Consider the following 16,970-nt stretch of genomic DNA (forward strand, 5'->3'; position numbering starts at 1 on the left):
AACCCACCACAGAGAGGACGATCGTGAGCGACCCCCTGATCATCGACCGTCTCACCAAGAGATACGGCGACCTGACCGCGTTGCGGGACATGACCTTCACCGTCCACCCGGGCGAGATCTTCGGCTTCGTCGGCAGCAACGGCGCCGGCAAGTCGACGACGATGCGCATCGTGCTCGGTGTGCTCGCCGCCGATTCCGGGACGGTCTCCCTCGGGAACCGTCCGATCGATCTGGCGCTGCGCCGGCGCATCGGGTACATGCCCGAGGAGCGTGGCCTCTACCCGAAGATGAAGGTCGGCGAGCAGCTGCAGTACCTGGCCGAGCTGCACGGCCTCTCGCGCGCCGACGCCGCGTCGACGGTGCGGGACTGGCTGACCCGGCTGGGCATCGCCGACCGGATCGACGACACCGTCGACGACCTCAGCCTGGGCAACCAGCAGCGCGCCCAGCTCGCCGCGGCACTCGTGCACGATCCCGCGGTGCTCGTCCTCGACGAGCCGTTCTCCGGACTCGATCCCGTCGCGGTCGACGTGATGAGCGACGTGCTCAAAGAAAAAGCGGCGCAGGGTGTCCCGGTCATCTTCTCCAGCCACCAGCTCGATCTGGTACAACGCCTGTGCGACCGCGTCGGCATCATCGCGAAGGGCGAGATGCGGGCACTCGGAACCGTCGACGAGCTCCGCGCGCACGGCGGGGTCGAGATCGAGATCGTCGGCCCGTCCACCGTCGACAACTGGGCCGACGGACTGCCCGGTGTCACGTCGGTACGGGTGGCCGGCCCCGACACCACCGTCGTCGGGGTGGCACCCGACGCCGACGACCAGCAGATCCTGCGCGCCGCGCTCGACCACGGCCCCGTGCGTCGCTTCACCCCGCGTACACCCGACCTGACCGAACTGTTCCGAGAGGTGGTGTCGGCATGACCAGCACCCTGACCCCCGAGCCGATCCGAGGCGCGTCGACGCACGGCACGGACACCGGCGCCGCCCGGGCGATCGCGTTGGTCGCCCGACGCGAGATCACCACGCGCGTCTCGACCAAGTCCTTCCGCATCATCAACGTGCTGCTGCTGGTCCTCATCGTCGGCGGCCTGATCGTCGCCGCGCAGTTCGTCGGGAAGGGTGGCGACGACGCCCCGAAGATCGGCCTGGTCGCCGCGGCCGGCAGCCCCGTGTCCGAGGCGCTCACCCAGGCCGGTCGGCTCACCGGCAGCGGTGTCGACATCCGCCCGTTCGCGACGCCCGAAGAAGCCCGGTCGCAGGTCGAGTCCGGCGACGTCGCCGCGGCTCTGGTCGCGAACGGCCCGGGATCGTCGACGGCGTTCACGGCCATCACGAAGGACGGCTTGTCGGGCTCGGCCGAGACGCTCATCCGCACCGCCGTCTCCCAATCCGGCCTCCGCACGGCGATCAGCTCGGCCGGCGCGAACCCGGCCGCGGTCACCTCGGCGGCCGCCGCGTCGTCGACGCTGTCGGTCGCCGAGACGAAGGTGACGAAACCCGATGAGGGACAGCGCATCGCGATCGCCTACATCGGGGTGATCCTGCTGCTCATCGTAATCATGCAGGGCGGCGGCATGATCTCCGTCGGCGTGGTCGAGGAGAAGTCGTCGCGGATCGTCGAGATCCTGCTCGCGACGATCAAGCCGCTGCACCTGCTGTGGGGGAAGATCCTCGGCATCGGCACCATCCTGCTGGGGCAGCTGGTCGTCCTCGCCGGGGCGGGGTTGATCACCGGCTCGGCGACAGGACTGCTGACGGTCCCCACGACCGCGGTGTCGATGTTCGTCGCGGTGATCGTGTGGTTCCTGCTCGGGTTCCTGTTCTTCGCCACGCTCTACGCCGCGGCCGGCTCGATGGTGTCGCGACAGGAGGAGGCCGGCTCGACGACGCTGCCGCTGACCTTCCTCGCGCTCGGCGTCCTGTACGCCGGGATCTTCGGGATCAACGCCATCACCTCGACGCCGATGACCATCCTGTCCTGGATCCCGCCGTTCTCCGCCTCTCTGATGCCGATGCGCATTGCGACCGGTGACGCGAGCGTCGGTCAGATCATCGGGACCGTCGTCCTCATGATCGCGGCGTGCGCGGCGACGACGTGGATCGCCTCGCGGATCTACCAGCGGTCGATCCTGCGGACCGGCTCGCGGGTGAAGTGGTCCGAGGCGGTGCTGGGTCGGTCGCACGACGCACAGCGGACACCGGTCGAGACGGCGTAATCGCGGGGTAACACCCCAGCAACAGGCGGCTCCTACCGTCACCCCTCATGACGCAGGAGCCGACCACCCCGGCACCGGTGCCGGCACGGACACCTCCGGCCGGCACCGGTGTCGACATCTCCGGGCTCACCAAGACTTTCGGCTCGCGAAAGACCTCGGTGACGGCACTCGAGGACGTGACCCTGAAGACCCCCGAGGGGTCGTTCCTCTCCCTGCTCGGCCCGTCGGGCTGCGGCAAGTCCACCGTCTTGCGGATCCTCGCCGGCCTCGAGTCTCCGAGTTCGGGGACCGCGCTCATGAACGGGAAGTCCCCGCGCGATCTCCAGCGCGACCACGGCCTCGGGATCGCGTTCCAAGACTCGGCCCTCCTGCCGTGGCGCAGCGTCGAGGCGAACATCAAGCTCCCCCTGCAGGTCGCGCGCATGCCCGCCGACGACGACCTCGTCGCCGAGCTCATCGAGCTCGTCGGCCTCTCCGGATTCGAGAAGGCCAAGCCGGCCACGCTGTCCGGCGGCATGCGGCAGCGGGTGTCGATCGCCCGGGCGCTCGTCGTGCGACCGACCGCCCTGCTGCTCGACGAGCCCTTCGGCGCCCTCGACGACATGACCCGGCAGCGCCTCAACGACGAACTGCTCCGCATCTGGACCGAGAAGCCGGCCACCACCCTCATGGTCACCCACGGCATCGCCGAGGCGGTGTTCCTCTCCGACGAGGTCGCCGTGATGAGCCCGCGCCCGGGACGCGTCGTCGAGGTGCTGCCCATCGACCTCCCCCGGCCGCGCGTGCCCGAGATGCTGCGCACACCGGAGTTCCACGCCCTGCACGACCACCTGAGCGGCGTGCTGTTCGGTCGCCGCACCGACGCGGCCGCGGCATCGACCGGGGCCGCGGGATGACCGCGGTCGTCGAGCCCACCACGGCCGACATCGCCGCCGAACCCGGTCCCCTGCCCGGTACACGGTGGGCGGGTGCACGATCCGCCGGGTCCCGCTGGGGTGCAGGCGCACTCGGGATCGTCGCGGTCATCGCGCTGTGGACCGTGGCCGGCGTGTTCGAGTGGTTCCGCGGCACCATCCCGACACCCGTCGCCGTGCTGCGTGCCATCGGCGATCAGGGCGGCGACTTCTACGCCACCAACGTGACCCCCACCGTCGAGCTCGCGCTGCGGGGATTCCTGTGGGGCAACGGGCTCGCCATCGTCATCGCCCTGATCGTCGTCATCGTGCCGGCGGTCGAGGGTCTCGCCACCCAGCTCGCGATCATCAGCTACTGCACCCCGCTGATCGCCGTCGCCCCGATCATCCAGGTCGCCTTCGCCGAGGTGCAGACGATGATCGTCTTCCTCGCCGCGATCTCGGTGTTCTTCACGACGATGATCGGCGCGCTGTCGGGTCTGCGGTCGCCGAAACCCGCCGAGCTCGACCTCGTGCGGGTCTACGGTGGCGGCCCCTTCGCCCAGCTGCTCCGGGTCCGTGTCGTCGCCGCACTGCCGAACACGCTGGCAGCACTCAAGATCTCGGCCCCGGCCGCCGTGCTCGGCGCCGTGCTCGGCGAGTTCCTGTCCGCACCCGAGCAGGGCATCGGACCGGCCATGATCCTGGCGCAGCAGGCCGCCGAGATCCCGCAGGTCTGGGCGATCGCGTTGATCGCCGGGGTGATCGCCGGCGTCGGGTACGCCGTCATCGCCGTCGTGGCGCGCTTCGTCGAGCGGTGGGCCCGGGGGGAGCGGGCATGGTGAGCACGACGTACCGCCCGACCCTGGTCGGACGCGTGGGACCGACCGCGCGCCTGCTGCTGTCGCTGCTGGGATCCCTCGTCCTCATCGTCGTCATCTGGATCCTGTTCCTGCTGGCCTTCCCCGACGTCGGCCCGATCATCGGCCGCACGCCCATCGACGTGTTCCAGTACCTGTTCACCGCACCCGACGCCGCGTCGGACCGTGCCGACCTGCTCGACCGGCTGTGGATCACGCTCGGTGACACCGGGATCGGGTTCGTGACCGGGATGGTCGCGGCGATCGTCGTCGCCGCGGTGTTCACGCTGTCACGTCCCGCCGCGCAGACCTTCATGCCGATCGCGATGCTCATGCGGTCTGTGCCGCTGGTCGCGATCACACCGCTCATCACGATGATCGTCGGCCGCGGACCCGCCTGCGTCGCGGTGATGGGCGGGATCATCGTGTTCTTCCCGGCGCTGGTCATGATCATGACCGGACTCGCCGGGGCTCCCCGCCAGATCTCCGACGTCATCAGTGCCTACGGCGGCTCCCGCACCACCACGCTGCGCATGGCGGCGCTGCCCGCGGCGGTCCCGTCGCTGTTCGCCGCCGCGAAGATCTCCGTGCCCGGCGCCATGATCGGCGCGACCGTCAGCGAATGGCTCGGCACGAACAAGGGTCTCGGCGCGAGCCTGCAGCAGGCACTGCCCGCGGCGGCCTACGACGAGCTGTGGGCGTCGGTCGTCGTCATCACCGTCAGCTCCATCGTGCTGTACGCGATCGTCGGGGTGCTCGAGGCCGTCGTGCTGTCCCGCATGGGCACCGCACCCTCCTGAACATTCCCGACCGTCATCCGACCATCACCACCGATCCACCCCTTCCGAACGGAGATCCCATGTCCCTCAGCGTCGACCGTCGTTCCTTCCTCCGGTACTCCATGCTCGCCGGCGGCGCGGCCGGCGCCCTCGGCGCGTCGGGTGTCCTCGCGGCCTGCAGCAGCGGCTCGTCGTCCTCGTCGTCGGGGGGCGCCAAGAAGGTCCAGCTGTCGTGGATCAAGAACATCGAGTTCGCGGGTGAGTACCACGCGCTGAGCAAGGGCTACTACAAAGCGGCCGGCTTCACCCCGGATCCGGACCTCGTCACCGGCGGCGGTGCCGGCACGGGTGTGGAGACGGGGTTGACGTCGAACAAGGTGTGGATCGGGATGACCGCCCCGCAGCTCACCGCGCCGGTGATCCTGCAGGGCGCCAAGCTCAAGACCGTCGCCGCGACCTACCAGAAGAACCCCTTCTGCATCATGTCCTCCGCCAAGTCCCCCATCACCACCCCGGCGGAGATGAAGGGCAAGAAGATCGGCGTGCAGGCGTCGAACGAGAACGTCTTCAAAGCGCTGCTCACCGCGAACAACCTGTCCGAGAGCGACGTCGACAAGATCACCGTCCAGTACGACCCCACCCCGCTCACCAAGGGCGAGGTCGACGGCTGGGTGGCCTACAGCACCAACGAGCCGATCACCCTGGCCGCGCAGGGCTTCCCGACGGCGACACTGCTGTTCGCCGACCACAACCTCCCGCTCGTCGCCGAGACGCTGGTGGTGCGCCAGGAGACCATCGACTCCGAACGCGACCTCCTCAAGAAGTTCCTGAAGGCGGAGATCCAGGGGTGGAACGACGCCGTCGCCGACCCCCGCGGGTCCGCGGAACTCGCGGTGAACGTCTACGGCAAGAACCTGGGACTCAAGGTCGACGACCAGACGAAGGAGGCGACCGCACAGAACGATCTCGTCGTCTCCGCCGACACGAAGGCCAACGGCCTCCTGACGATGACCGACGCATTGATCGCCGAGAACATCGAGGCGCTCGCGAAGGCCGGCTACACCATCAAGGCCGCCGACATCTTCGACATGTCGCTCATCAGCGAGGTCTACCAGGAGAACCCGGACCTGAAGAAGGCCTGACCCCCGCCGGGGTCAGCCCTTGCCGGTGACGGTGAGCAGGATGAGCGCGACGTTGAGGGTGACGACCACGACGGCGATCGCGATCGCGACGACGCGCAGGACCCCGGAGTCGGCGAACGCCCCCATCAGGGCACGGTCTCGGGTGTAGCGGCCGAGCGGGATGATCGCGAACGGGATGCCGAAGCTGAGCACCACCTGGCTGATCACCAGCGCCCAGGTCGGGTCGACGCCGCTGCCCAGGACGACGAGTGCGGGCACGAGGGTGACGATGCGGCGGATCCACACCGGGACGCGAACCTGCAACAGTCCCTGCATGATCGACGCGCCGGCGTAGCAACCGACCGAGGTCGAGGCGAGACCCGATGCGAGCAGGCCGACGGCGAACACGACCGCCATCACCGGCCCCATCGCGTCGCCGACGGCCCGCTGCGCGCCCTCGATCGTGTCGGTGCCCTGGCGCCCCTGGAGGTTCTGCGCGGCCAGCAACAACAGGGCGATGTTCACCGCGCCGGCGATCACGAGCGCGACGGTCACGTCCCATCGCGTCGCGCGGACGAGTCGTCGGCGTCGGGTGTCGTCGGTGCTCGGTCCGTGCCGGTCGATGACGAGGCTGGAGTGCAGGTAGATGGCGTGCGGCATCACCGTCGCGCCGAGCATGCTCGCGGCGAGCAACACCGTGTCGGTGCCCTGCAACCGCGGGACCAGGCCACCGAGGACGTCCCCGGGCGACGGCGGGCCGACGACGAGCCCGGCGAGGAACCCGACGACGATGATCAGCAGCAGGGCACCGATCGCCGACTCGAACATGCGTTGGCGGCTCCGGGACTGAAAACCCAACAGCGCCATCGAGATCGCGCCGACGATCAGCCCGCCCACGACGAGCGGGAGGTCGAACAAGAGGTGCAGGGCGATCGCGCCGCCCACCACCTCGGCGATGTCGGTGGCCGCGGCCACCACCTCGGCCTGCGCCCAGAACCCGAGTCGACGACGCCGCGGCAGGCGCTCACCGAGCAGACCGGGCAGCGTCTTGCCGGTGACGATGCCGAGCTTGGCGGACTGGTACTGGATGACCACGGCCATCGCGCACGCCATCACCAGCACCCACACCAACAGGAAGCCGTACCGGGCTCCGGCGGTCACGTTGGCCGCGACGTTGCCCGGGTCGACGTAGGCGATGGCCGCGACGAACGCGGGGCCCAGCAGGGCGAGGCCGGCGAACCGCCCCCGCCGAGAGCGCGGCGGGACGGGCTCGGTCACCTGCGGATCGGTCCCCAACGCCATCGGCCCAGCGTGACACACCCGCGAAGCGGTTTCAAACCGGGTCGAAGAAAAAAGTTAGGACGTCCGAACTCGGCCGTGTCAGCCCTTGACCTTCTGGTATCGGGCCAGAGCCTCCTCACGTTCGGCCTTGTGGTCGACCATGGGCTCGGGATAGTCCTCGGGGCGGTCGTCGCCGGGCTGGTGGACGGCCTTGCCGGAGATGTCGGCGAGCTCGGGCACCCACCGGCGGACGAAATCGCCGTCGGGGTCGAACTTCTCGCCCTGCGTCGTCGGGTTGAACACCCGGAAGTAGGGCGATGCGTCGGTGCCGCAGCCCGCCGTCCACTGCCACCCGTGCTGGTTGTTCGACATGTCACCGTCGGTGAGCTGCTCGAGGAAGTACTTCGCGCCCCACTGCCACGGCAGGTGCAGGTCCTTCACGAGGAACGACGCGACGATCATCCGCAGCCGGTTGTGCATCCACCCGGACTCGTTGAGCTGTCGCATCGCCGCGTCGACGATCGGGAACCCGGTCTTCCCCGCCTTCCACTGCTCGAACGCCTTCTCCGCGTCGGCGTCGGTGTCGACCTCGATGTCGTCGAACTGCGAGTTCCAGTTCCACCAGGAGCTGCGCGGCCAGTGATGCATGATCGTCGCGTAGAAGTCGCGGAAACAGATCTCCCGGATGTAGCCGGTGGCACCGTCTTTCGTCGCCGCCTTCTTCTCCAGGTCGACGAGGTCGGCGAGCATCGTGCGCGGGTGGATGTTGCCGAACTTCAGGTGCGCCGACATCCGGCTCGTCGCGTCGAGATCCGGCCGATTGCGCACGTCGTCGTAGTCGGCGACCGAGTGCTCCGCGAAGTCCTTGGTCCCGTCGACGAACTGCTTCCACCGTTTCAGAGCCGCGGTCTCCCCCGCCGGCTGTGGGAGGTCGACGCCCGGGTCCGGGATGTCGGCGGCCTTCGACTTCGAGGTGGTGACGTCCTTCGGGTCGACCCATGTCGCGGACTTCGGACCGGTGTCGGCCGGCGAGTGCCAGCCGTGATCGCGCCAGGCGCGCAGGAATGGTGTGTAGACCTTGTACGGCTCGCCGTCGTTCTTGGCCAGACGACCCGGCGTGACCGCGTAGGGCGACCCCTGCGCGGCGAGCTCGACGTCCCCGAGCGCCTCGGCGACCCGTTTGTCCCGCGCGACGCCGTAGGGCGTGTGGTCGCTGGAGATGTGCACGCTCGTCGCGTCGACGGCCTTGACCAGTTCGGGGATGCGGTTCTCCGGCTTGCCCCGCACCACCAGCAGCCGTCCGTCGAGCTGCTCGGACAGGTCGCGCAGCGAGTCGCCCAGGAACTGCACGCGACGCTCGCCGGACGAGGAAAGCAAGGTCGTGTCGAGGACGAAGCACGCCAGCACCCGGTCCGCCGCCTCGACCGCGTCGAGCAGCGACGGCAGGTCCGACAGACGCAGGTCGCGGCGGAACCAGAGCAACGCGGTGGTCGTCATCACCCCATCCTGCCGGAGGCGTGGCGTCACAGGCCCCGACCAGGGGTCTTCGGCACAATGGCCGCCATGACGCCCCCCGACGGTCCCGACGACACCGCGGCCGACGTCCTCGTCGTCGACGACGACCCCGACGTCCTGCACTCGCTCGAGCGGGGACTGCGGATGGCCGGGTTCCGTGTCCACACCGCGACCGGTGGCGCCCAGGCGCTACGCAGCATCACCGAGCAGCGCCCGTCACTGTTGGTCCTCGACATCAACATGCCCGACCTCGACGGTGTCGCGGTGGTGACCGCGCTGCGCGCGCTCGGTGACGACATCCCCGTCTGCGTGCTGTCGGCCCGGACCACCGTCGACGACCGGATCACCGGTCTCGAGGCCGGGGCCGACGACTACCTGACCAAGCCCTTCGACCTCGGCGAGCTCGTCGCCCGGCTGCGCGCACTGCTGCGACGACGACCGGCGACACCCGCCGCGGAGACGGCCTCGGCCGCACCTCACCGGACGCTCGTCGTCGAGCACGTCACCGTCGACGTCGACGCGCGGCAGGTCACCAGCGACGGCCATCCCGTCGACCTGACGCGCCGCGAGTTCGAGCTGCTGGTCGCCCTGGCCGAACACCCCGGCATGGTGCTCAGCCGGACACAGTTGCTCAGCCAGGTGTGGGGCTACGACTTCGCCGCCGACACCAACGTCGTCGACGTGTTCATCGGCTACCTGCGGCGCAAGCTGGAGGCACAGGGTCAACCCCGGGTGGTCCAGACCGTGCGGGGCGTCGGGTTCGTCCTGCGGGCCCACCCGTGACGCCGGCGCGTCGGCGTCGGTCGCCCTCCCTGCGGACCCGCGTCACCGCGGCCGCGGCACTGGTGACCGTCCTCATCGTGCTGGCGATCGGGACCGTCGCCTGGGTGCAGGTCCGCGACAGCGCCTTCCGCGAGCTCGACGCCCGCGTCGACACCCTGTCGGCGGCGTTCCAGCCGAGCCTGTCGACGTCGAACACCACGACCATCACCTCCGGCGTCTCCGACGGCGCGCTCGCGACCGCCCGTCTCGGTGGGATCGTCGTGCAGAGCACGAACAGGCAGATCCCGGCACGCGGCGTCGGCCAGGGCGACACCACGATCGACGGCACCCCCTACCGGGTGCGGACGACGAGCGCGGCGAACTCGGGCCTGCTGAACGGACTGGTCACGTCGTCGGTGGCCGTACCGCTGCAACCCACCTACGACCGAGTCGCGTCGCAGCGTCGGGCCCTGCTGTACATCGGCCTCTCGGCCGTCGCCGCGTCGGCGTTGCTGGCGTGGTTGCTCGGTGGCCTGGCGATCCGACCGCTGCGCCGACTCGCGCGGCAGACCGAGACCATCCCCGTCGACGCCGGGCCCGATGCGCCGGAACGCGCTGCGCTGGAACAGGTCCGGGGCGCCCGGGAGGCCGAGGAGCTCGCGATGGCCATGCAGTCGCTGCTGCGCCGCGTCGACACCGAACGCGCGCGCACCCAGGAGGCACTGGTGACCGCCCGCGACTTCGCGTCGGTCTCGGCCCACGAGCTGCGGACCCCACTGACCGCGATGCGGACCGACCTGGAGGTGCTGGAGTCGTTCGCGCCGGACGCCGCCGCACGCGCCGAGATCGTCGCCGACCTCCGGCGCTCGCACGCCCGCGTGCAGGAGACGCTCGCCGCGTTGGAGAGCCTCGCCCAGGGCGATCTCGGCGGCCGTCACAGGACACCGGTCGACCTCGCCGACATCCTCGACCGCGTCGTCACCGAGGCCCGCGCACACCACCGGGGCGTCGAGATCGACCTCGCATCACCGCAATCAGTGCCCGTGTACGCCGTCGAGACCGGCGTCCGGATGGCTGTCGGGAACGCGATCACCAACGCCGTCCGACACGGCGAGGCGAGACGGGTGCGGGTCGGTGTGGAGCCGCGGGGAGACGCCGTGGCGATCGTCGTCGACGACGACGGCCACGGGATCCCGCCCGCGGACCGGGAGCGCGTGTTCCGCCGGTTCGAGCGTGGGACGAGCCGGCAGTCGGGGTCCGGGCTGGGCCTGGCGCTCATCGCCCAGCAGGCCCGGCTGCACGGCGGGGGCGCCGAGCTCTCCGACAGTCCCTGGGGCGGAACGCGGCTCACCGTCGTCATCGGCGGCCCGCCCGCGCCGTCGGTCTGACGGACTCGGACACATCGGGTACGCCGGTACAGTTGTCGACGCACGCGCCGCTGCAGAATCCCGGCTCCGACGAGCGCGTCATCCGCCGCGAAGGGTTCCACCATGACCACTCGACGTCCCCGCGCCCGCGTCACCCGGGCTCTCGCACTGGCCGCCGCCGGACTCGGCACCGCCGCCGCACTGTCCCTCCCCGCCGCGACCGCGTCCGCCGCACCCCAGGACCGTGTCCCGGGCACCGACTGCACCACCGCGCAGGTCGAACGCGCCGTGACCGCCACCTCGCCGGAGGTCGCGGGCTACTTGGACAACCCGCGCGTGCGCGGCGAGTTCGAGCGCATCGTCCTCCTGCCCGAGCCGCAGCGGACCGAGGAGGTCGACCGACTCCTCCAGCGCAACCCGCGCATCGCCGCGCTCGTGCAGCAGTACCGGCCGATCGTCGATCAGCGTGTGGCCCTGATCTACGCCACCTGCGACCGCTACTGACGCGCGGACGCCGGGATCAGTCGAGGCCGTCGCGGGCCAGCGACGCGGCACCGACGATCCCGGCGTCGTCGCCGAGCTCCGACACCACGAAGCGGCGGTCGGGGTCGGATTGCAACACCCACGGCGCGGTGGCCGTCGCGACGCGGTCGGCGAGATCCTGTCCTAGCTTCTCAGCGAGTCCGCCGCCGATGACGACCAGACCGACGTCGAGCACGTTCAGCGTCGAACCGAGTGCCACGCCCAGCGCGTCGAGCGCCGTCGCGAACAGCTCGACCGCGACCGGATCGTTCTCGTCGAGCGCCTTCTTCCACACCTTCGACGTCACCGACGGCTTGCCGACCTCGTCGCGGATGGCGAAGAGGCGGGTCTCACGGCCGGCCGCCTGCAGCGCGGTCGCGGTGACCTCCATCTGCCGCCGCCCGGCGTAGGCCTCGACGCATCCCCGGCGCCCGCAGCCGCACAGCGCGCCGCGTTCCTGGACGACGACGTGCCCGATCTCGCCTGCGGCACCGCGAGTCCCGCCGTAGAGGTGTCCTCCGAGCACGAGGGCCCCGCCGATGCCCGTGCCCATCCACACCCCGAGGACGTCGTCGACGCCACGGGCCGCACCGGCGAGGTGCTCGCCGAGCAGTCCGACGTTCGCGTCGTTGCCGAGTGCGATGGGCAGATCCAGCCGGTCGCCGAGTTCGGCGCCGATCTCGACGGTGCTGGTCCAGTTGGCCAGGTTCGGGACGGTGAGCACGTCGCCGCGGTGCACGACGCCGGGGATCCCGACCCCGACCGCGACCGGCCGGTCGTCGAGCGAACCGACGAGGTCGGCGATCGTGTCGAGCACGGCGTCGGGTCCGTCGGTGGGGGTGTGCGCCTTCGCGCGGTCGACCACCGTGTGATCGGCGTCGACCAGTCCCACCTCGATGTTCGTCCCGCCGACGTCGACCCCCGCCACCAGGCGGGACGCGTGCTTGCTCATCCCCGCAGTCTGTCACGGGTGCTCCGTCCCACCCGGATCGCGCGATGTTTGAGACCGCGCCGTCGTGGCCATCCGCCACGTCATGACCGTCGAACCCGAACAACACCTGCCCGTCGACGAGGAGACCACCGAGCTGTGGGAGCGGCTCGCCGACTTGGCGCAACGCGGCGGACGCTCGATCGCGACCTGCGAGTCGCTGACGGCGGGCAACCTCGCGGCGCAACTCGGCCGGGCCCCGTCGTCGGGTGAGTGGTACGCGGGCGGGATCGTCGCCTACCGGTCGTCGGTGAAGCACTCGCTGCTGCACGTCCCCGACGGTCCTGTCGTGAGCGAGGAGTCCGCCCGCACGATGGCGCACAGCACGGCGACGATGTTCGGCGCGGACCTCACCATCGCGCTGACCGGCGAGGCCGGCCCGGAGACCGACGAGGACGTGCCGCCGGGGACCGTGTGGGTCGGCGTCGTCGACCGCGGTCAGGCGAGCACCGAGCGCGTCGAGTTCGACGGCGATCCCGCCGACGTCCTCGCCGCGACCGTGCACTCCGCGGTCCGCATCCTGCTGGAGCACGCCGAGAAGTCCTGACCCGCTGACCAGCCGACCCCCGCCGCCGAGCGTGCCGACACCGCCCGCCCAGCGTGCACTCGATCGCCGCGACCGTGCAGTGGCTCCTGGCGATCGTGCACATGCGCGATCCTCGACGGGATCGTCTGCACGCTCGACGGGATCTGCCGCACGCTCGGCGGGATCTGCCGCACGCTCGACGGGATCTGCCGCACGCTCGGCGAGGTGAACCGACGCTCTCGCGGCCGATCCGGTGTGCGTTGTGCTGAGATCGAGACATGAACGACGACGAGTGGAACGAGCGCGCGCGGGGCGAGACCCCCACCGAGCGCCTCGACCGCAACTGGGCGTCGTTGCTGCAGGAGCTCCGCGTCATGCAGACCGGGATCCAACTGCTCACCGGCTTCCTGCTGACGCTGCCGTTCCAGGCGCGGTTCGCGCAGATCTCCGACCGCGACGTCGCCATCTACCTGGTCACGACCACCGCGTCCGTCGCCGCGACGATGCTCGTGGTGGCGCCGGTCGCGATGCACCGGATCCTGTTCCGCCGCCACGCCGTCGCCATCCTGGTCCGGTGGGCCAACCGGCTGGCGATCGCCGGGTTGGGACTGCTCGCCGTGGCCGTCATCGGTGTCATCACGCTCATCTTCGACGTCGTCGTCGACCGCGGGACCGGACTCGTCGTCGGCGCCGTGATCGCCGTCGTCGCGATCACCCTCTGGATCGCGCTGCCGCTCGTCCTCCGCCGTCGGACGACATGAGCTCGCCCTCCCACGACCCGGACCGACGGTTTGACGCCCGCCGTCGGTGGGAATCGATCACGGGTGACCTCCGAGACGACCCCGCGCGCGTGGGGCGTCCCCGTCCGGTGAGCGCACCGGACCGTGGGGGCGCGCACCACGTGTTGTTCCGCGGCATCGACGACCTGTGCCGGACGGCGGTGCGCCTGACCGGCGTCGACGGCGCGGCGATCGCGGTGTTCGAATCGGCGGGCGACGCCCGAGATCTCGTCTTCGCCACCGACGCCACCGCCACCCACCTCGACGACCTGCAGTTCACACTGGGCGAGGGCCCGTGCATCGACGCCTTCGCCACACAGGAGCCCGTCATCATCGGCACGCTCGCCGACGACTCCGCGACCGACCGATGGCCCGTCTTCCGCGCGGAGGTGCGGGCGATGGACATCGGGGCCGTGTTCGTGGTCCCGGTCAGCGCCGACGACTTCACCGTCGGGGTGTTGGAGCTCTACCGCCGTCGTGCCGGCGACCTCACCCACGACGAGCGGCAGGCCGCGCAGGTGTGTGCGCGCCTGGCCGCGGTCACCATCCGACACAACGTCGACGAGGTCGCCGAGAGCGCCGACGCCGTCGAGGAGTTCATCGAGGACACCCACGAACACCTCGGCCGCGACGACGTCCACGTCGCGGCGGGCATGATCGCGGTGCAGCTCGGCGTCAGCACCGGCGCGGCCTTGGAACTGTTGAAGGGGGCCGCGTTCCGGCTCGGCCGACCCATCAGCCTCCTCTCCGGGGAGATCGTGACGCGCAACCGGACCTTCCGCGAGATCGAGAGCGAGTACCGACCGTGAGCGACCAGACCAGCGGCGTCACGACGGGGACCGTGCCCGGCCACTCGGTGGTCGCCGTCGCCGACATCGTCCACAGCCTCACCCGACCGTTCGACGTCGCCGAGTTGATGGACGCCGTCGCCGACGCCGCCCGGCGTGGGTTCGCGGCACAGTCGTCGGCCGTGGTCGTCCTGGACCGCACCCGAGAGCCGGTCCGCGCCGAAGCCGTGGCCGCCGCGGGCGACGCGTCGGCCGTCGACGACCCGAGCCTGTCGACCTCGGGGCCGGGCCTGACCGCTGCCGGCGACGGGGCGCTGGCGGTGATCGGTGACCTGGACGAACAGAGCGACCGCTGGCCGCGGTACCGGGAACACGCGCGCGACGCGGGTATCCGTGCGGTGCATGCGTTCCCGATCCGCTTCATGGACCGGCCGGTCGGATCGGTGGTGGTGCACACGGCGGATCCGTGGGGCCAGAACCGACCGGTGATGCTCGGTCAACTCCTGGCCGACCTGGCCGCGATCGCCCTGTCCGCGGGGATCACCGACGCGCAGCCCGCCACCGTCGAGGTCGTGGTCGACCGCCTGATCCGGGACAACCGGACCATCGCGACGGCGGTCGGGATCACCGCGGCGACAATGGATCTCGACCCGGTCGCCGCGCGACGCGAACTGCGGCGCCTCGCGGCCGCGCACCAGGCACCGTTCGCAGCGCACGCGCGTGCGCTGGTGGACGCGCACGACCGACGGCCGGGCGACCACGGCGGACTGCTGAGCGACCCCTACACCCGCAGCTGACCCGCGCGGGGTGGGCGTCCGACCGGTCGGGTCAGCCGACGCCGAGGAGGTCGATGACGAAGACCAGCGTCTTGCCCGACAGCCGGTGGCCGGCTCCCGCCGGCCCGTAGGCCATCTCCGGGGGCACCGTGAGCCGGCGGCGGCCGCCGACGCGCATTCCCGGGATGCCCTCCTGCCAGCCCACGATGAGGCGGTCGAGCGGGAAGTTGGCCGACTGGCCACGGTCCCAGGACGAGTCGAACTCCTCGCCGGTCTCGTACTCCACCCCGACGTAGTGCACGTCGACGAGTCCGTGCGGTACTGCCTCGTCGCCGTCGCCGACGATGATGTCCTCGGCGACGAGCTGCGTCGGCGCGGGGCCCTCGGGGAATTCCACCTCGGGCTTCTCGTTCTGGGCCATCAGCGATCACCCATCCCGACGAAGTCACGCTCGGTGTAGCCGGTGTAGATCTGGCGCGGTCGGCCGATCTTCGTGGTCGGGTCGGAGTTCATCTCCTGCCAGTGCGCGATCCACCCGGGCAGGCGACCGAGCGCGAACAGCACCGTGAACATGCGCGTCGGGAAGCCCATCGCGCGGTAGATCAGGCCGGTGTAGAAGTCGACGTTGGGGTACAGCTTGCGCTCGATGAAGTAGTCGTCGGAGAGCGCGACCTCCTCGAGCCCCTTCGCGATGTCGAGCAGGTCGTCGGTGACGCCGAGCGTCTCGAGGATCTGGTCGGCCGTCTTCTTCACGATCGCCGCGCGCGGGTCGTAGTTCTTGTAGACGCGGTGCCCGAAGCCCATGAGCTTCACGCCCGGCTCCTTGTTCTTCACGCGCTTCATGAAGTCGGTGGTGTCACCACCGCCGGCCTTGATGTCGTCGAGCATCTCCAGGACGGCCTGGTTGGCGCCGCCGTGCAGCGGGCCCCACAGCGCGTTGATGCCACCGGAGATCGAGGTGAACAGGTTGGCCTGCGACGACCCGACCAGGCGGACGGTCGACGTCGAACAGTTCTGCTCGTGGTCGGCGTGGAGGATGAAGAGCATGTCGAGCGCCTTGGCGACCCGCGGGTCCACCTCGTAGGGCTCGGCGGGGAAGCCGAACGTCATCCGCAGGAAGTTCTCCACCAGCGACAGGGAGTTGTCGGGGTAGAGGAACGGCTGTCCGACCGACTTCTTGTACGCGTAGGCCGCGATGGTCGGCAGCTTCGCCAGCAGGCGGATGGTCGAGAGCTCGACCTGCTCGGGGTCCTTCGGGTCCAGGGAGTCCTGGTAGTACGCGCTCAGCGCGTTGACGGCGCTGGAGAGCACCGGCATCGGGTGCGCGTTGCGCGGGAACCCGTCGAAGAACCGCTTGAGGTCCTCGTGCAGCAGGGTGTGCCGCTGGATACGGGTGGTGAACTCCTCGAGCTGCGACGCACTCGGCAGCTCCCCGTAGATGAGGAGGTAGCTGACCTCGATGAACGTCGACTTCTCGGCGAGCTGGTCGATCGGGTACCCGCGGTAGCGCAGGATCCCGGCCTCACCGTCGATGTAGGTGATGGCCGACTTCGTCGACGACGTGTTCACGAACCCGCCGTCGAAGGTGGTCATCCCCGTCTCGGACAGGAACTTGCCCAGCGCGACGCCGTCGGCACCCTCGGTGGCCTCGACGATGGGGAGGTCGACCGCTCCCCCCGGGTACTCGAACTTCGCGGACCGGGTCTGCGACCCGTCAGACACTGCTTCGGCGGACACTCGGGCCCCTTTTCGACTGGCTGGACCCGTCTCGTGAACGGTGATCCAGGTGTGCGTA

Annotated in this window: 18 protein-coding genes; 13 read left to right on the top strand and 5 right to left on the bottom strand. The window is 70.3% G+C overall.

Features of this window, described 5'->3' with window-relative positions; all coding sequences use genetic code 11:
• Nucleotides 1–23 precede the first annotated feature (23 nt).
• The 6 genes from LX12_RS10275 to LX12_RS10300 are packed head-to-tail and all read left to right on the top strand — an operon-like array spanning nt 24 to nt 5,892.
• Nucleotides 24–923: an ABC transporter ATP-binding protein gene (locus LX12_RS10275; protein WP_253654428.1), complete on the top strand. Its 900-nt coding sequence runs from the start codon at nt 24–26 to the stop codon at nt 921–923.
• A complete protein-coding gene (locus LX12_RS10280) occupies nt 920–2,218 on the top strand; it encodes an ABC transporter permease (RefSeq protein ID WP_253654429.1) in 1,299 nt (432 codons plus the stop codon). The genes LX12_RS10275 and LX12_RS10280 overlap by 4 nt, the downstream gene beginning before the upstream one ends.
• Nucleotides 2,219–2,265: 47 nt before the next feature.
• Nucleotides 2,266–3,114, top strand: a complete 849-nt coding sequence (locus LX12_RS10285; RefSeq protein ID WP_253654430.1) for an ABC transporter ATP-binding protein — start codon at nt 2,266–2,268, stop codon at nt 3,112–3,114.
• Nucleotides 3,111–3,956, top strand: a complete 846-nt coding sequence (locus tag LX12_RS10290) for an ABC transporter permease (RefSeq protein WP_253654431.1) — start codon at nt 3,111–3,113, stop codon at nt 3,954–3,956. The genes LX12_RS10285 and LX12_RS10290 overlap by 4 nt, the downstream gene beginning before the upstream one ends.
• Nucleotides 3,950–4,771, top strand: a complete 822-nt coding sequence (locus tag LX12_RS10295) for an ABC transporter permease (protein ID WP_253654432.1) — start codon at nt 3,950–3,952, stop codon at nt 4,769–4,771. The genes LX12_RS10290 and LX12_RS10295 overlap by 7 nt, the downstream gene beginning before the upstream one ends.
• Nucleotides 4,772–4,830: 59 nt before the next feature.
• Entirely contained in the window at nt 4,831–5,892 is a 1,062-nt protein-coding gene (locus LX12_RS10300) for an ABC transporter substrate-binding protein (RefSeq protein ID WP_253654433.1), read from the top strand.
• Nucleotides 5,893–5,904: 12 nt separating this feature from the next.
• On the opposite strand, the gene LX12_RS10305 is transcribed toward LX12_RS10300, so the two are convergent.
• The gene (locus LX12_RS10305) at nt 5,905–7,173 is read right to left on the bottom strand and encodes an Nramp family divalent metal transporter (RefSeq protein WP_253654434.1); all 1,269 of its coding nucleotides are present in this window, start codon (nt 7,171–7,173) and stop codon (nt 5,905–5,907) included.
• A gap of 78 nt (nt 7,174–7,251) precedes the next feature.
• Nucleotides 7,252–8,649 (bottom strand): cryptochrome/photolyase family protein, encoded by a 1,398-nt coding sequence (locus LX12_RS10310; protein ID WP_253654435.1) that lies wholly within the window; start codon nt 8,647–8,649, stop codon nt 7,252–7,254.
• A 66-nt stretch (nt 8,650–8,715) separates the two neighbouring features.
• On the opposite strand from LX12_RS10310, the gene LX12_RS10315 reads away from it, so the two are divergent.
• The 3 genes from LX12_RS10315 to LX12_RS10325 all read left to right on the top strand — a co-directional run bounded on the left by LX12_RS10315 (nt 8,716) and on the right by LX12_RS10325 (nt 11,300).
• Nucleotides 8,716–9,450 (top strand): response regulator transcription factor, encoded by a 735-nt coding sequence (locus LX12_RS10315; protein WP_253654436.1) that lies wholly within the window; start codon nt 8,716–8,718, stop codon nt 9,448–9,450.
• Nucleotides 9,447–10,817 (top strand): sensor histidine kinase, encoded by a 1,371-nt coding sequence (locus LX12_RS22235; protein ID WP_253654437.1) that lies wholly within the window; start codon nt 9,447–9,449, stop codon nt 10,815–10,817. The genes LX12_RS10315 and LX12_RS22235 overlap by 4 nt, the downstream gene beginning before the upstream one ends.
• A gap of 102 nt (nt 10,818–10,919) precedes the next feature.
• The gene (locus tag LX12_RS10325) at nt 10,920–11,300 is read left to right on the top strand and encodes a hemophore-related protein (protein ID WP_253654438.1); all 381 of its coding nucleotides are present in this window, start codon (nt 10,920–10,922) and stop codon (nt 11,298–11,300) included.
• A 16-nt stretch (nt 11,301–11,316) separates the two neighbouring features.
• Here LX12_RS10325 and LX12_RS10330 read toward each other — a convergent pair whose 3' ends face one another.
• On the bottom strand, nt 11,317–12,270 hold the full coding sequence (locus LX12_RS10330; protein WP_253654439.1) for an ROK family protein: 954 nt from the start codon (nt 12,268–12,270) through the stop codon (nt 11,317–11,319).
• Between the two features lie 82 nt (nt 12,271–12,352).
• On the opposite strand from LX12_RS10330, the gene LX12_RS10335 reads away from it, so the two are divergent.
• From LX12_RS10335 to LX12_RS10350, 4 genes are all read left to right on the top strand, one after another.
• Nucleotides 12,353–12,853 carry a CinA family protein gene (locus tag LX12_RS10335; RefSeq protein WP_253654440.1) on the top strand — a complete coding sequence of 167 codons (501 nt, stop codon included), beginning with the start codon at nt 12,353–12,355 and terminating at the stop codon, nt 12,851–12,853.
• A 257-nt stretch (nt 12,854–13,110) separates the two neighbouring features.
• Complete coding sequence (locus LX12_RS10340) at nt 13,111–13,593, top strand: DUF6328 family protein (protein ID WP_253654441.1); 483 nt, start codon at nt 13,111–13,113, stop codon at nt 13,591–13,593.
• A 107-nt stretch (nt 13,594–13,700) separates the two neighbouring features.
• On the top strand, nt 13,701–14,420 hold the full coding sequence (locus LX12_RS10345; RefSeq protein ID WP_253654442.1) for a GAF domain-containing protein: 720 nt from the start codon (nt 13,701–13,703) through the stop codon (nt 14,418–14,420).
• On the top strand, nt 14,417–15,196 hold the full coding sequence (locus tag LX12_RS10350) for a GAF domain-containing protein (protein ID WP_253654443.1): 780 nt from the start codon (nt 14,417–14,419) through the stop codon (nt 15,194–15,196). The genes LX12_RS10345 and LX12_RS10350 overlap by 4 nt, the downstream gene beginning before the upstream one ends.
• Nucleotides 15,197–15,227: 31 nt before the next feature.
• Here the strand turns inward: LX12_RS10350 and LX12_RS10355 are convergent, their stop codons facing one another.
• Both LX12_RS10355 and LX12_RS10360 read right to left on the bottom strand, forming a co-directional pair.
• A complete protein-coding gene (locus LX12_RS10355) occupies nt 15,228–15,596 on the bottom strand; it encodes an FKBP-type peptidyl-prolyl cis-trans isomerase (RefSeq protein WP_253654444.1) in 369 nt (122 codons plus the stop codon).
• A complete protein-coding gene (locus tag LX12_RS10360; protein ID WP_253654445.1) occupies nt 15,596–16,912 on the bottom strand; it encodes a citrate synthase in 1,317 nt (438 codons plus the stop codon). The genes LX12_RS10355 and LX12_RS10360 overlap by 1 nt, the downstream gene beginning before the upstream one ends.
• Between the last annotated feature and the right edge of the window lie 58 nt (nt 16,913–16,970).

Origin of the sequence: Williamsia serinedens, assembly GCF_024171725.1 — a bacterium.
GTDB lineage: Bacteria > Actinomycetota > Actinomycetes > Mycobacteriales > Mycobacteriaceae > Williamsia_A > Williamsia_A serinedens.

Coding starts and splice junctions, on each gene's coding strand:
- LX12_RS10355 (WP_253654444.1), bottom strand. CDS start 15,596: ATGGCCCAGAACGAGAAGCCCGAGGTGGAATTCCCCGAGGGCCCCGCG.
- LX12_RS10300 (WP_253654433.1), top strand. CDS start 4,831: ATGTCCCTCAGCGTCGACCGTCGTTCCTTCCTCCGGTACTCCATGCTC.
- LX12_RS10335 (WP_253654440.1), top strand. CDS start 12,353: ATGACCGTCGAACCCGAACAACACCTGCCCGTCGACGAGGAGACCACC.
- LX12_RS10330 (WP_253654439.1), bottom strand. CDS start 12,270: ATGAGCAAGCACGCGTCCCGCCTGGTGGCGGGGGTCGACGTCGGCGGG.
- LX12_RS10285 (WP_253654430.1), top strand. CDS start 2,266: ATGACGCAGGAGCCGACCACCCCGGCACCGGTGCCGGCACGGACACCT.
- LX12_RS10315 (WP_253654436.1), top strand. CDS start 8,716: ATGACGCCCCCCGACGGTCCCGACGACACCGCGGCCGACGTCCTCGTC.
- LX12_RS10340 (WP_253654441.1), top strand. CDS start 13,111: ATGAACGACGACGAGTGGAACGAGCGCGCGCGGGGCGAGACCCCCACC.
- LX12_RS10310 (WP_253654435.1), bottom strand. CDS start 8,649: ATGACGACCACCGCGTTGCTCTGGTTCCGCCGCGACCTGCGTCTGTCG.
- LX12_RS10295 (WP_253654432.1), top strand. CDS start 3,950: ATGGTGAGCACGACGTACCGCCCGACCCTGGTCGGACGCGTGGGACCG.
- LX12_RS10325 (WP_253654438.1), top strand. CDS start 10,920: ATGACCACTCGACGTCCCCGCGCCCGCGTCACCCGGGCTCTCGCACTG.
- LX12_RS10305 (WP_253654434.1), bottom strand. CDS start 7,173: ATGGCGTTGGGGACCGATCCGCAGGTGACCGAGCCCGTCCCGCCGCGC.
- LX12_RS10290 (WP_253654431.1), top strand. CDS start 3,111: ATGACCGCGGTCGTCGAGCCCACCACGGCCGACATCGCCGCCGAACCC.
- LX12_RS10280 (WP_253654429.1), top strand. CDS start 920: ATGACCAGCACCCTGACCCCCGAGCCGATCCGAGGCGCGTCGACGCAC.